General features: G+C 58.4%; 14 protein-coding genes. 11 read left to right on the plus strand and 3 right to left on the minus strand.

Annotated features, from left to right (window positions below):
• Window positions 1-62: 62 nt before the first annotated feature.
• The 6 genes from FJ404_17410 to FJ404_17435 all read left to right on the plus strand — a co-directional run bounded on the left by FJ404_17410 (window position 63) and on the right by FJ404_17435 (window position 5,270).
• Window positions 63-380: a VCBS repeat-containing protein gene (locus FJ404_17410; protein MBM3824634.1), complete on the plus strand. Its 318-nt coding sequence runs from the start codon at window positions 63-65 to the stop codon at window positions 378-380.
• Between the two features lie 102 nt (window positions 381-482).
• Window positions 483-1,244, plus strand: coding sequence for an FkbM family methyltransferase (locus FJ404_17415; GenBank protein MBM3824635.1), 762 nt, complete (start codon window positions 483-485; stop codon window positions 1,242-1,244).
• On the plus strand, window positions 1,226-2,137 hold the full coding sequence (locus FJ404_17420; GenBank protein ID MBM3824636.1) for an FkbM family methyltransferase: 912 nt from the start codon (window positions 1,226-1,228) through the stop codon (window positions 2,135-2,137). The genes FJ404_17415 and FJ404_17420 overlap by 19 nt, the downstream gene beginning before the upstream one ends.
• A 4-nt stretch (window positions 2,138-2,141) precedes the next feature.
• Entirely contained in the window at window positions 2,142-3,431 is a 1,290-nt protein-coding gene (locus FJ404_17425; GenBank protein ID MBM3824637.1) for a hypothetical protein, read from the plus strand.
• Window positions 3,424-4,149, plus strand: a complete 726-nt coding sequence (locus FJ404_17430) for a class I SAM-dependent methyltransferase (protein MBM3824638.1) — start codon at window positions 3,424-3,426, stop codon at window positions 4,147-4,149. The genes FJ404_17425 and FJ404_17430 overlap by 8 nt, the downstream gene beginning before the upstream one ends.
• Window positions 4,146-5,270 (plus strand): glycosyltransferase family 1 protein, encoded by a 1,125-nt coding sequence (locus tag FJ404_17435; GenBank protein MBM3824639.1) that lies wholly within the window; start codon window positions 4,146-4,148, stop codon window positions 5,268-5,270. The genes FJ404_17430 and FJ404_17435 overlap by 4 nt, the downstream gene beginning before the upstream one ends.
• A 1-nt stretch (window position 5,271) precedes the next feature.
• On the opposite strand, the gene FJ404_17440 is transcribed toward FJ404_17435, so the two are convergent.
• Complete coding sequence (locus FJ404_17440; GenBank protein ID MBM3824640.1) at window positions 5,272-6,588, minus strand: glycosyltransferase; 1,317 nt, start codon at window positions 6,586-6,588, stop codon at window positions 5,272-5,274.
• On the opposite strand from FJ404_17440, the gene FJ404_17445 reads away from it, so the two are divergent.
• From FJ404_17445 to FJ404_17460, 4 genes are read left to right on the plus strand one after another with little or no spacing between them, the layout of a single operon-like run.
• Complete coding sequence (locus FJ404_17445; GenBank protein MBM3824641.1) at window positions 6,560-8,077, plus strand: hypothetical protein; 1,518 nt, start codon at window positions 6,560-6,562, stop codon at window positions 8,075-8,077. The two genes, FJ404_17440 and FJ404_17445, sit on opposite strands and share 29 nt — an antisense overlap.
• Window positions 8,074-9,189 (plus strand): glycosyltransferase family 4 protein, encoded by a 1,116-nt coding sequence (locus tag FJ404_17450; protein ID MBM3824642.1) that lies wholly within the window; start codon window positions 8,074-8,076, stop codon window positions 9,187-9,189. Before FJ404_17445 ends, FJ404_17450 begins: the two co-directional genes overlap by 4 nt.
• A complete protein-coding gene (locus FJ404_17455) occupies window positions 9,105-10,424 on the plus strand; it encodes a glycosyltransferase family 4 protein (protein MBM3824643.1) in 1,320 nt (439 codons plus the stop codon). The genes FJ404_17450 and FJ404_17455 overlap by 85 nt, the downstream gene beginning before the upstream one ends.
• Entirely contained in the window at window positions 10,421-11,827 is a 1,407-nt protein-coding gene (locus FJ404_17460) for a DUF362 domain-containing protein (protein ID MBM3824644.1), read from the plus strand. The genes FJ404_17455 and FJ404_17460 overlap by 4 nt, the downstream gene beginning before the upstream one ends.
• Before the next feature lie 6 nt (window positions 11,828-11,833).
• On the opposite strand, the gene FJ404_17465 is transcribed toward FJ404_17460, so the two are convergent.
• Window positions 11,834-12,745, minus strand: coding sequence for a class I SAM-dependent methyltransferase (locus FJ404_17465; protein ID MBM3824645.1), 912 nt, complete (start codon window positions 12,743-12,745; stop codon window positions 11,834-11,836).
• Between the two features lie 140 nt (window positions 12,746-12,885).
• On the opposite strand from FJ404_17465, the gene FJ404_17470 reads away from it, so the two are divergent.
• Window positions 12,886-13,311, plus strand: a complete 426-nt coding sequence (locus tag FJ404_17470) for a cupin domain-containing protein (GenBank protein ID MBM3824646.1) — start codon at window positions 12,886-12,888, stop codon at window positions 13,309-13,311.
• Window positions 13,312-13,336: 25 nt separating this feature from the next.
• On the opposite strand, the gene FJ404_17475 is transcribed toward FJ404_17470, so the two are convergent.
• The coding region (locus FJ404_17475) for a YfhO family protein (GenBank protein ID MBM3824647.1) at window positions 13,337-13,851 on the minus strand (515 nt) is incomplete at its 5' end.

Genomic DNA, 13,851 nt, shown 5'->3' on the forward strand with positions numbered 1-13,851 from the left:
TCAACTTGGTGGCGGGTCAACTCCTGACACCCTCGAATCCTGGTGATGCCAACTGGCGTCTGATGGCTTCGGCCGACTTCAACAACGACGGTAAGACCGATCTGATCTTCCAGCATAGGGTGGATCGCACGTTAGCGGTCTGGTACATGAATGGAGCGACGTTCGTGGATAGCGAGCTGCTCAATCCGTTCGATCCGACCTCGGGCTGGCATGTGGCCGCCGCCGCCGACTTCAACGGTGACGGACAGAGCGATCTGGTGTTCCAACATGATATCGGAAGCGTGCAGATCTGGTACATGAAAGGATCGAATGGTATTGATCGCCAGTTCACCAACCCTGTTTCGCCCGGAGACGGCTGGACCGTGATGGCGCCTCGCTAATTGAAGCGCGATACCAAGTTGTAGAAAAATTCAAGTGCCACCCTGAGCAAAACTCAGGGTGGCATTTTCCTTTAAAGAACAGGAATCACTACACTTCAACCCATGGGACGATGGCTCCAATTCCTCAAGGGAAAAGCTTATCGAGCATCGGAATTCCTGCTGGAATGGGCGATGGCTGATGATATGGCTGTCCCCATGAGAAAGGGATGGGATCGAAAACACGGACGAGTCTTGAATCAATGGCGATCAAGGAACTTCAGACCCAGAATGGTGGCTGATGTTGGGGCAAACGATGGAAGGTGGTCCGAGATGGTTCAAAAGATTCTAGAACCCCAAGGCATGGTCCTTTTTGAACCCCAGGATTGCTTTCAGGAAGAATTGAAGGAGAGGCAGCGGAACTGCGATGGCAAGTGGACCATCCATAAGAAGGGATTGGGATCACGGAGGAGTACCATGCAACTTTCCATTACGCAAAACAAAGCCGCCACCTCGTTGCTTCCACCGTCCCAAAAGGGAATCCCTGAAGACTTCCATCTTGAAGTAACGGGAAAGGAAGAAGTCGAAGTTCATACGCTTGATGAATTGATGGAAGCCAAGCAGTTGGAACACTGCGATTTCATCAAGCTCGATGTTCAAGGATATGAATCCGAGGTCCTTCGTGGAGGAAGGAGATTTCTAAAGCACGTTCCCCGAATGGTGGTGGAAGTCTCTTTGCGACGGATCTATGAGGATCAGGAGCTCGTGGCCGGAGTGCTGGCGGAATGCACAAGCTTGGGTTTTCAAGTCGATGAAATTACGGAAGCGGCGAGGAGCTGGCCGGACGGGACTTTATGGCAGGTTGACCTATGGCTGGCTCGGTTATGAAGGCGGGCAGAATTCAGCAGATTCTTAAGAATCGTTATCGCAGTCGAATGCGCTACCGGCTTGCTCAATCGTGGGCTAAGCCCATGGTGAATCCATGGCGATTCTTGAGGAATCAAACGAGGAAGTGCCTCCTGAAATTTGAAGAACCTTCCACAAGCCGGGTCGATGCCTTTCACCTTGATGATTTCAAAATCGTGGATGGCGAATGGGTCAGCGAGGAGATTGCCGGGTATGGAGTGTATGAGCCGGATCTGACGTGGATCCTCATGCAGTTGGTCAAGGAAGGCGACGTGGTGATGGACGTGGGGATGCATTTAGGTTACTACGCGACCCTGTTCGCGCTTCTCACTGGTGAAGGAGGTCAAGTGCATGCCTTTGAACCGACCCCAATGACGAGAGCTCTCGCAGCGGCCAATACGGAACGGTTTCCACAAATTCACGTGCGCCACGAGGCATTATGGTCGGATCATGGAACCATCGTGCTCCGGGACTATGGGCTCAAGTGGATGGCCTTCAATGGAGCGAAAGGGGCAAAGCTCGCGGTGGATTTCGCCGATGGAGTGGATGTGGAGGTAAACTGTCTGACTCTCGATCAGCTTTGGGAGGAGTTAAGGACAAGGATTCAGCTGGTCAAAATTGACGCTGAATCGGCGGAGCTCGAGATTTTGAAGGGGGGGCGAAGATTGTTGCAGGAAGTGCGTCCACTCCTTTCCATGGAGGTGGGTGATGCGGCGGAGCAGGGAACGAGTCGTGAAGCACTGAACTTCGCACTGGAACAGGGTTATGAGGCCTGGGAAATATGTGGAGAGAAACTCGCGCGCCACAAGGCTCAGGAGAGTTACAGATACGGCAACTTGATTTTGGCACCGACCGGGTGGGAGCCACCATGCTGACTTCATGGGGAACACGGTTCCGATTGTCCTAAATCAGCTGGTTGCGCTTGTCCTCGGTGTCGTGGGCGTGGCGGTGCTGACCCGGCTGGTGCCGCCTGAAGTTAACGGTCATTATCAGGTTCACTTTTTGAGTCTATGTCAGCTTGGGGTGTTGTTGACTCATCCGGGTTTGGTCAACCATGCCTCGCGGTATTGGCAGCGGGAGAGCGAGCGGGCCGGAACTTACTCGCGGTTCTTGTGGAAGGAATGCTGGCTGCGATTTACGCCCTTGCTCTTGATGGTGGGCCTCGCAATGACGATGGTGGCCTGGAAGGAAGGCTCTTGGTGGTGGATGTTGGGCATTCCTGTCGTGGCTTTCTGCAATGTGGTAGTGGCATTGGAAACGACGGCAAGAATGGTGGTCAATGCCGGCGAAGAACATTGGCGAGTTCTTTGGCTCAACCTCGCTGGAACTGCGACTCGCTTGGGACTACCTCTGGCGGCCGCCGCGCTGTGGGGATCGAGTTTGGCCGCGCTGGGCATCGGGTTTGCAATCTCGTCCGTCTTGATGGCAGGGATGATCGGAATGGGATTGAGGGGATGGTCGGACGCACCGCGAGCGCAAGGAGTCGACGGGATCGAGAAGTGGCATCGCGAGCTCGTGGACTATGGACGTCCATTCCTGTGGCTTGGATTGGGCAGTTGGATGTTACAGTTTGCCGATCGTTGGTTGATTTCGATGCTGTTGGGGGAAGCGAAGGCGGGGCTTTTTGCGACGGCCAGTTCACTGAGTGCCTACGTGCCGAATGTGATCCTGGGTGCCATGATGCAGAAAGTGTTTCCATCGATTTTTAGGGAGTGTGATGCGGCTCGGGATCCAGAGGATTGGAAGAGGATATCGATTCGTTGCGGTCATTGGACCCTGGGATTTGTGGCGGTGGTGTTGGTGGGACTCCTGCTGCTGGATTTCCTGGGTCCGCGCCTTTTGCAAGGTTTGTTGGGGAGCGATTATAGGGAGTCCTGGTCCATGATCCTGCCTTCGGGGATGGCGGCGATGACCTTGCAAATCAATCAGTTTCACTATCTTATTTTGCAGGGTCAGCACAACAGCATGGGCATGGTGAGGGTCATGATGGCGGTTGCAGGGCTGAAGACTGCGGGGAGCGCCCTGTGCCTTCTGGCGGGCTGGGATTGGTTTGTGGCGTGGTTATGGATTTCGATGCCGCTGTGCGCCTTCGTGGGACGCGGGATGATTTTGCGCATGGCGCTTCGCGGGTCGGGTGAAGTGGCAGGGAAAGGAGGTCCTCATGGATAGGCTGATGACAGAAGCGGGAGATCGGTTTTGGCATCCTGAGCCCTTTGCGCGCGACCGATGGGTGGAAGCACAGGCGGGGACTGTGGCGGCGGGAAGCTGGGTGTTGGACGCCGGAGCGGGAGCGAGCAAATACCGGCCTTTCTTCAAGCATTGCCGCTATCAAACGCAGGACTTTTGCCAGTATGAGGGCGACCTGGTGAAGTATCTGGAGCCCGTGGATTATGTATGTGATATCGCCTCCATTCCCATCGAAACGGGCCGATTGGATGCCATTTTATGCACGGAGGTGATTGAGCATGTGGCGGATCCGGTATTCGTTTTGAGAGAATTTTCGAGATTGTTGAAGCGGGGAGGGAAACTTTGGCTGACCTCGCCTTTGCTATCCCACTTGCACATGGAACCTTATCATTACTATGGAGGGTTCACGCATTATTGGTACCGGCACTGGCTGCCCTTGGCAGGCTTTGTGATTGAATCGATCACGCCCGTAGGGGGTCCGGGGACGACCTGCATGATCTTCAACAAAGCGTTTTATGCTCAATGGGGAGAGGCCGAGAAGGGACTGGGTTTTGGGAAAAAGGTTGTTTCCAAGTGTTTTCGCGCGCTGGCGAAAATCTTCGTTCATTATGGGTTCCCCTGGATCCTGCCCCGGTTTGATCGCTGGCTGGGTTCCCGGGTGATTTGTTCCGGGTACATGGTGGTGGCGCGGCGCTTATGAAGCCGTTGCGGCGAGTCTTCGCCCTGGCTCCGGATTGCCATGTGAGCGAGGGATATTACCGGGTGCTCTGGAGGCGGCATTTTTACGAGGGCATTGCGGCATGCGTGGACCAGTTGATTGTTCCACAGTCGGTGGCATTTGATTGGGCGCGCTGGCAGGGCTCCCCGGGTCAGCGGGAGGAGGCGGATCGCAAGCGCGTCGAGTGTTCGGAGAGGATTTGGGAGCAGGTGCGGCAGGCTTGGGAGGAAGGGGGATTGGACGTGCTTGTTTCCTACTGTTTTTCCCGCGATGTCGAACTGGAATTGGTGCGGCGGGTTGCGGGTCTAGGCGTGCCCTGGGTGAATTTCTTTTGCGACAGTTTGCATATGTTTGAGGACGTTCGTGCGCTGGCCCGGGAGGTCAGCGTGAACTGGTTTCCGGAAACGGCGGCGCGTTCTCGTTATGAAGCGTTGGGGGGGAAATGTTTCTGCCGGCCCTATGCGTTGAACCCGTCATATTTGCCGGAACTGGAATGCAGGGAGCATCGGCGGACGGCGGGATTTGTGGGGTTTCCTTCGGCCAATCGCATCACTCGATTGGGATGGCTCAGAATGTGGGGTTGCCGGGTGGAAATTCGCGGCCGAGGGTGGGTGGGTCCGTCGGAGAATCCATTTTACAGTGCCAAGCCTTGGCGGGAAAGGCTGGTGGGGTTGATCAGTTCTGGAGGGTTGAGCGAAAAGATCTTAAGGCGAATGATGTGGCCGTGGGTTCGGGAGCAAGCGGAGGGCGAACTGAGCGACGAGGCGTTCTTCGAGTTTCTTCGGACCACTCTGGTCTCTTTAGGACTGAATCAAGGTCGGGATGAGTGCGGCCGGCTTGTCAGTTACATGAAGATGAGGGATTTGGAGTTTCCGGGTTATGGCTGCTGTTACTTGACGGAGCGAAACGAAGATGTGATTTCGGCCTTTGAGGTGGATCGTGAAGTCCTGGTCTTTGCTTCAAGCCGGGAGGCCGCGCATTGGGTGAAAGAGATGGAACGACATCCGGAGCAGGCTCGGGCCATAGGCAGGGCGGGTCGAAGAAGAGTGTTGGAGGAGCACACGTGGCGGGGGCGGTTAGACGAACTGGCACGAGTGTTGTGAGTTAGCTCAAAGGGGAGCGCCAAGACGCTTGGGGTGCGAAGCGGGAGAGAATGCCGAATGGGGAATGGTCGGTCCAATGAATGCGCCGGGCGGGAAAGTCCTGGACTGAAATCCGCGGCAGGGCGCGGACGGTTTGGACGAACTCGGAGAAGGTTTTGAAGTAGCGATCCTCATGGTGTGGCTGGACGATGGCTTGGGATTGTTTCCTCAGTTCCGCCATGGAGGATGGGGGGCAACGGTCGAGCCAGGCGATCTTCGCGGAGGCATCGTCGAGGTCGCCCGGTTGATACAGCAATTGGGAATCGAGAGCTTTGAGGTAGTCGTCCGCGCCGCAGCCGATGGAGGGGAAGACGGGAATGACACCCACGGACATCGCTTCGAGCAGCGCGATCGGCAGTCCTTCGTAATCGCTCAGGAAGAGAATCGCATCCCAGGAGGCGAGAGCCTGCCAGTAGGCGTCTCCGTCGAGGCGGCCGAGGAAGCGCACGTTCGTGAATCCCGCGCAGGCTTTGCGAATTTGGGGAAGATCGGGTCCTTCGCCCAAGCATTCGACTTGGCAATCGAGGTTCCTGGCTTGGAGCTGTGCAAGCAAGGCCGGCAGGCGGTCCAGCCGTTTCTGTTCGATTTGGATTCGTCCAGCAATGCCGATTGTGAAGGTCCGGCCTGGAGGCCTTGGGCGGGGAGCCGCGGTGGAAGGAATGGGGTTGGAAACGGGGTAATGGATCAGGGCGATGCGAGGTGCTGGCAACTCTGGCAAGGATTGGTTCGCGAGATGAAGCAAAGGCTTCGAAACGCACAGCAAACCGTCGAGAAGCTGCCGGTGGCAGGACAGGAATTGGGGCAAGCCGGGCCAATCGGAATGCAGGATTCCGATGCGGCGCTGGCAAGGAATGAGGTCTGCCCAGAAGTGGAGGCCCCAGAGATTATGGGCGATGACGAGGCGGTTGGGTTGGCGGGGGATTTGGCGGGCGATTCGGGTTCGTGCTTGGGCGATGGTATGGAATCCCCGGAGGCCGAGGGTTTGAGCGGAAGGTTGGTGGAGGGGAGACCGGTCGAAGAAAGTCGTGAGGGTGGAACTGGCGCAGAAGGCGGGATCTCGCTGGAGATGGCGTTTGAGGACGGATTGGACGCCGCCGAGGGTGGTGAGGAAGGTGAAGAGGTGGTGGAGGTGGACTGGGAGGAGATCGGGCGGGGACTCGCGCATGCGCGAGCCGACTATGGCCGGGGGGGAGTGGAAAAGTCGTGTCCAAAGATGTTGCGGCAGGGCTGGGAGGCGGTATAACGCGCGGGTGATTGCGAGCACGTTTGAGCGGCACATTCGGATTCAGCAGGTTTTTTGGTTCGGGCTGATTGCGGTCTTTGCCCTGGGTTTGGGGTATTTCCTGGCGCAGGCGCCGATTCTGGTTGTCTTGGGCATGGGGGCGTTGTTGTGGCTGGTGTTGTTGCCCTACCACAGCAAGCTGGCGGTGTATCTAGCGTTCGCGACCTTTAACTCGGCTCTGATTCTGCCTTATTTCCCCGGGCGGCCGTACATGTGGGAGTTTGCCGGAATGCTGGCATGGACGGGTCTGGTGATCACGATTTCGCTGCGTCAGTATCGCAAGGACTTTGCGCGATTGATTGAACCCCACAAGTGGGTGTTCATTGGGAGCGTGGGGTATTGCCTGGTGTTGCTGGTGACGATGTTTTACCGCGGTTTTGGATTCCGAATTTTGGGGAGCGAGGTCATGGGGGGGCGGTATTACTTTCAGCAGTTGGTGTGCGCGATCTTTCCGCTGTTGTTTGTGTTGGTGAAGTTCGAGGAGAGGACGCTGGTGAAGTTATTTTACATGCAGTGCGCCTTGACGATGACGTATTTGATTTCGGACTTCGCCTTTTCGGTGCTCCCGGCCCAGTTCTTTTTCCTGTTGCAGTTTTTCGAGCTTCCGGGGGACGCGATCAATTTTGAGTGGCAGAGCCGGACGATGGGGATCCGGAGGTTTCAGTCCTTGTATGTTGTCAGCAACGGGTTCTTTTTCCTGTTGCTGGTTTGGCACCGGGCGAAGGACTTCTTCTCGCTGAAGGGGGTATATTTGCTGCCGATGACCTTGGGAGTTTTCGGGGTGGGATTATTGAGTGGCCACCGTTACTTGGTGATGATTGTGGTGGTGAGTCTTGTCTTTATTCTTTACGCGCAGCGGTTTTACGATGTGAAGAACACGGCTATCGCGTGCGGACTGCTGTTGATGGCGCTGGTGGTGGCCTACGGGGCGGCCGAACGTCTGCCGCTGGCGGCGCAGCGGGCGCTGTCCATTTTGCCGGGGATCAGCGTGCATGCGCAGGCGAGGGATGACGGGGTAGGGACGCTCGACACGCGGCGCATGTTGCGGACGCACGGGATGGCGATGATACCGAATTATTTTTGGTTGGGGCGCGGGTTTGGCCAGGCGCCGAGCGATTACTCGATGAATTGGGATCCCACGGCCCTGACGTTGCATATCAATCAGGGGCGGTTTTACAATGGTTTCATTGGCTTGATGGTCAACACGGGTATTTTTGGGACGGCCTTCATGTTGTTGTTCTTGCTCGCGGGTTGTCATTTGGCGTGGAGGGTGATGGCCATTCTACGGCAGGTGGGGTGTGAGGATCATTTCACCCGGATGTGCAGCGTGATTGCGGGGCTTTACATGGCGAACGTCATTGCCTTTTTGGCGCTGCATGGGGACAGCGAGTACGCGATGAAGACCTTCTCATTGCAGACAGGGGTCTTGCTGGTGTGCCATTATTTCCTGAAGCAGCGGGCGGCGGCGGCGGCGGAAGCGGCATGAGGGTGTTCCATCTGCTCGGGCAATCCGAGGATCATGGGGGCATCCTATCGGTGATTCGCGGGCTTCAGCAGGCCACGGAGGGCGCGGGAGTCGAGCATGTGGTATGGGTGCGGCAGGGCTATGAAGAGCGGCGGGGTCCTTCGTTGAACTACCGGGTTACCCGGCATTTGGTGAGCGACTCGCCGAGCCATTGGGAACTGCTGGTGGGGGCGTGGCGATCGCGCGTTGAGTTGGATGCGTTGCGCAGGGCGGAGGCATTCGATGTTTTGCATGCGCACTCGCGCGGAGGGTTTTTGCTGGCGTGGTGGCTGGCGGCGGCGGGGAAGGAGAATGTCTTGTTCACGAATCATTCTTTTGCGCGCCGGACGTGGATGTATCGGGCGGCCGCCCGCTCGGGGCACTTTTACTCGGTGGTGCTGACACCGAGCATGCGGAGGCATTACCAGTTGGATGGGGGGCGGGTGCGAACGATACCGGCTTGTGTCGCGGACAGTTTTTTTGAGGGATCCCTGGTGACACGGCCGGGGCAGAAGCAGGGCCGGATTCGATTGGTGGGTGTGGGTAATGTTGTGAGGTGGAAGAACTGGCATTTGGTGGTTCAGGCGATGTCGGGCCTGCCGGAGTCGTTACGCTCGAAGCTGGAGTTTGAGCATTGGGGGCCGGTGCCTGAAGATGGCGACGCACCCGTTTACGCGAGGGAGCTGGAAGAGATGACGGATCGGCTGGGATTGCGAGAGTGTGTCCGTTGGAGGGGGCCGACGCGGGAAGTGCGGGGGAAGTTGGAAGCGGCGGACTGGTTTGTATTGCCTTCAACGGACGAGCCGTGTTCGGTGGCGTTGATGGAGTCTTTGGCGATGGCCCTGCCGGTCATTGCCTCGGCGAGCGGAGGCAACGTGGATTTGGTGAGGCCGGGCCGGACGGGGATGCTGTTTGCTCCGGAACGGGTAGAAGATTTGACGCGGATTTTAGAGCAAGTCGCCCAGGGCCGTGTGACGCTGGAGAGCGCTGCGATGCTGCGGGAGTCGGTATGGGACAAGCGGGCCAGCGCCGTCGGCGAGTCCTATTTGAGATTGTATCGGGAGCTTGCGACTGGGGGGGGTGGCCAGCGATGAAGCTCTTGATCTTTGCCCATACGCCTCCGCCTCATCATGGCCAGAGTTTCATGGTGCAGATGGCGTTGGAAGGCTTGGGAGGGGATCTGCGCAAGGGGGGCAGGACGCAGGGCGAGTTCGAATGTTATCATGTCAATTCGAGGTTTTCGGACACGATCGCTCAAATTGGTTATGCCTCTTTGGGGAAGGTGTTTAGGCTTTTGCGATATCTTGTCGAGGCCGTTTGGTGTCGTTTTTATCACGGAGCGGATACGTTGTTTTGTGTTCCGGCTTCGGGGGTTCGATCGGCCGTGTATCGCGATTGGGGCATTATGTTGTTGGGCAGGGTGCTTTTTCGTGAGCGGATTTATCACTGGCAAGCGGCCGGGTTGTCGGAGTGGTTGGAGCGGGAGGCGTGCGGCTGGGAGAGGAGTGTGACACGGTGGTTGCTGCGGCGGCCCTCACTTTCCATCGTTTTGGGTGAGTATGCGCGAAGCGACGCGGTCTATTTCGAGTCGCAGCGGACGGCGTTGATCTTCAACGCCGTGCCGGATCCCGCGCCGGACTGCCGGGAGCGGATCCTGCCGAGGCGGCGAGCGAGGTCAGAGGCGCGGTTGGCGGGGTGGCAAGGGTCCGGTCGGGGGATGGCATCTTTCCAGATTTTGTATTTAAGTTTGTGCATGCGGGAAAAGGGATTGTTCGACGCTTTGGAGGCGGTGGCACTCTTGAACTCGAGGTTGGAGCGAGAGGGCCGGCGGGTGCGGGCGCGATTGGTGGTGGCGGGCTCGTTTTATTCGGAAGGGGAGCGGTCCGAGTTTGAGGTGAGGTCCGCGCAGCGGGATTTGAACGGGCCCGGAGACGCGCGGGGGGAGGGACGGGTGGTGGACTACAGAGGATTTGTGCGGGGGGAGGAAAAGGCGCGGCTTTTTGAGGACAGCGATGCGTTTGTTTTTCCGAGTTATTATCCGATGGAGGGGCATCCGGTGAGTTTGGTGGAAGCGATGGCGTTTGGGCTGCCGGCGGTGGTGTCTCGATGGCGGGCGCTGCCGGAGCTTTTTCCGGAGGGCTATGATTTGCTTGTGGAACCGAGGCGTCCGGACGCCATTGCGGCGAAATTGCACGACCTGATTGTGACGCCTTGGCGTGAGGATGGCCGGGCGCGATACGAGCAGGACTTTACGCAAGCGCGGTTTCTGGAGCGTTTGAAAGAGGCCTTGCGCCCGCTGCGCGCGGGGAAGGCAGGAGGAGACCGGTGAGTGCGACATTCGGTCGGGAGAATCCCGGGTTGGTGGCGGTGACACGAGGGACTTCGGGGTATGGGGGGGGCGGTGAGGTTTCGCGGCAAGTGGAGGCAACGCTGGCGATGCTGGATTTTCCCTCAGATTTTTGGGGGCCGGGACAGAAGGTGGTGTTGAAGCCGAACTGGGTGAAGGAGCACGATGAGCGGCGGCCGGGGCCGGGGGCGTGGGAGCACGTGGTGACGCATCCGGAAGTGATCGAGTCCGTGGCGTCCTGGGTGGCGGGGAGACTGGAGGGGGCGGGTTCGGTGACGATCTGCGACGCCCCGCAAACGGACTCCTCCTTCACGGCGTTGCGCCGTTACTGCGGGTTGGATGGGATGATGGAGCGACTGCGATCAAAGCATCCCGGCGTGGAGTTTCGGCTGGTGGATTTGCGTCCCGAGGAGTGGCATGCGGTGGACGGGGTGACGGTGGCGAAAACGGCGCTGCCTGGCGATCCGGCCGGGGACACGCGGATCGAGTTAAACGAAGCCAGTGAATTTGTGGGCTACGGAGGGTTGGGGAGATTGTATGGGGCTTCCTACGACATGGAGGAGACGAACCGGAAGCATGCGGGGACGACCCATGAGTATCTGCTCTGTCGAACGCCGATGGAGGCGGATATTTTCATCAATCTTCCAAAGTTGAAAACGCACAAGAAGGTGGGGTTGACCTGTGCGTTGAAGAATCTGGTGGGGATCAACGCGAACAAGAACTGGCTTCCGCATCATACCGAGGGCACTCCGGATTTAGGTGGCGATCAATTCCCGTTGAGTCATGCGAAGGCGAGGTTGGAGCATCGATGGATGGGGGCTGCGAAGAGGTGGCTGAAACATCGCCCGGGATGGTCGCGTTTCTTTGTGCCTTTGAAGAAGGCGGGCCGTTGGTTTTTTGGTGATACGCAAAAGGTGGTTCGATCGGGGAACTGGCACGGCAACGATACTTGCTGGCGGATGGTGCTGGACCTGAACAAGTGTCTGTTCTTTTTCGATGGGGAGGGGAAGCGGCGGCCAAGTCCGCGGAAGTATTTGGCGGTGGTGGACGGGATTGTGGCGGGGGAAGGGAACGGGCCGATGGCGCCCGATCGCCGGGAGTGCGGGTTGATCCTGGCGGGGACGCATCCGCTGGCGGTGGATTGTGTGGCGGCGTCGGCGATGGGATTCGAACCGGAGCGGATTCGGCTTTTGGAGCGTGCGTTTCGGATGCGGGAGCTTCGATTCGCGGATTTTTCCAGGGACGCGATTCGAGTGGTTTCGAATGTGGAGGAGTGGACGGGAGGCTTGGGAGAATTCGATGCGGGTTTTCGGTTCAAGCCTCACTTTGGTTGGGTGGGGGCCATTGAGAAGAGGGAGGGGGTGCCGAAGGTTGGCAACGGGTAGGAGGATTCAGGTTCGTTGAGTTGTGGGAGAACGGGCGGCGATCCAATGTTCGGACATGCGGTTGTCCCAACGCGGGGCGAGAATGCGGATTTCGGCGAGTCCGCAGGATGACAAGTGGGAGGTGAGTTCCTTGCGGCTCATGCCGATTTCGTGGGTGTTGGAAAGTTTGGCGATGCGGTAGCTGATGAACGTGTGGAGGGTATTGGGCTCGTTGGCGAGCAGGAGCCAGCCGGCGGGTTTGAGGCAGCGTGCGGCGGAGGAGATGGATTGGCGCCAATCGAAGGCGTGGTGGAGCGCTTCAAAAACAATGACGGCGTCGAAGGGGGTTCGATTTGAGACGGCGGTATGGACGGATTCCATCGGGGAGACGAGAAACTCGAGGGATTCAGTGAGGTGTCGCGCTTGGAGGGCGCGGGCGCGTTCCTGTCCGAGCGCCACATCGTCGGGCATGATGGTGGTCCCGAGGACGTGATATCCCGAGAGGGCGAGAAACTCGGCCATCCAGCCGCATCCGCACCCGAGTTCCAAGAGTCGGGAGCCGGGGGCGAGGCCGAGGGATTGGAGGGATTGGAGGAGTCGTCCAAATTTCCGGCTGTATTGAGACCACGCCTCGGTTCCCCAGAAGGGTTTCCGTCGGTGGGCGTCGAGGTTGGCCTGCTTGGAAGCGCCGGCCATGGCGTCGTAAAAACTGATCTCGGCCTGGTAGGCTCTGGCCTGGTCGTCGAAGGTGGGGGGGAAGAGGCCGTCCGCGTAATCTCGGAGGATGGCGTAGCCACCGGCCTGGAGTTTGCCGAGCTTCGACAACGGGAGGTTGTAGTTTTGTTGATTGGCCTGGAAGAGACGTTTGCCGGGCGCGAGGAGGAAGGATTCCGCGAGCCGATGCGCAAATTGGTGGGCGAGCGTTCTGGGGGGTGGCATCAGCGCAGGAGGTCGTTCGATCTTTCGAAGCCGCCACAGTAGGGAAAACGAGATCCGCGTGTCACGTCGAACCTTGCCGGGGAAGGGCGGGTGCGATTCGGTTTGCAGGATGGAACCGACCGGGCCGACAATGAGAGCCTATGAATGTGGCCGAACGACGATTTGTCACGGGAGCGGAGACGGTGCGATTTCAATCCCCTTGGACGATTGAGGAATGGCTTTGCCGTTCGGATATTGTGGCGAACAAGGAGTTGATGTTGGTGCGGGCGAACATGGATCCGTATCGCTCGCATCCCTTTCACACGCATCCGACGCGGGAGGAGTTGATTTATATTTTGAGTGGTCGAGCGGAGCAATGGGTGGGCAAGGAGCATCGGATTCTGGGTCCCGGCGAGATGGCTTTTGTGCCCATGGGTGAAGTCCATGGGACCTTTAATCCTTTTCCCGAGAAACTCGTTTTTTTGGCCATCCTCTCCCCGGCGCAGGCGGCTGAGCCGGGGATTGTGGATGTTTCGACCCAAGCTCCGTGGCTGACGATGCGCGCCGGGTTTCCGCCGGTGGATTGATGGCCGAGGCGGGCTGGCGCGGGAACTACGGGCCTGGAGCAGAGGGGGTGACCGGAGGGTGGAGGGCGGAAGGACGAATGTTCGTTCTCAGCTTGGTCAGGGCGCGGACCAATCCGAAGAGCCAAAGGCCAAGTCCTGTGACGCTGAGGAAGGCTCCGGCGGCAAGCCAGGGTTCGCGATACTCGAATTCGACAAGGTGGGTTCCAGGCGGGATTTCAAGCCCCATGAAGGCATGGTTGATTTTCCAGATTTTTGCCGTGTTACCATTGATCCGCGCGATCCAACCTGGGTGCCAGCTGACGGCAAGGGTGGCAAAACCGGGTGCAGTTCCGGGGACGGTGGCCTGGGCGCGGATGGACTCGTTTGAGAATTGAGTTTGGCTCCATTCGATGCGAGGGCTCAAGGGTGAGGGGGGAGGAGTCCAGGCGGATTCGATCCAAGCTTCGCGCTCGGGCTGCCAGTCAGGGCGCAGGACCTGTTCCAGGTTTTGGGCGGGGTGAAGGGTTTCGACGGAGCCGAGCCAGGCGCCGGGGGCGCGAG

The sequence above is a fragment of the Verrucomicrobiota bacterium genome (assembly GCA_016871495.1).
GTDB lineage: Bacteria > Verrucomicrobiota > Verrucomicrobiia > Limisphaerales > VHDF01 > VHDF01.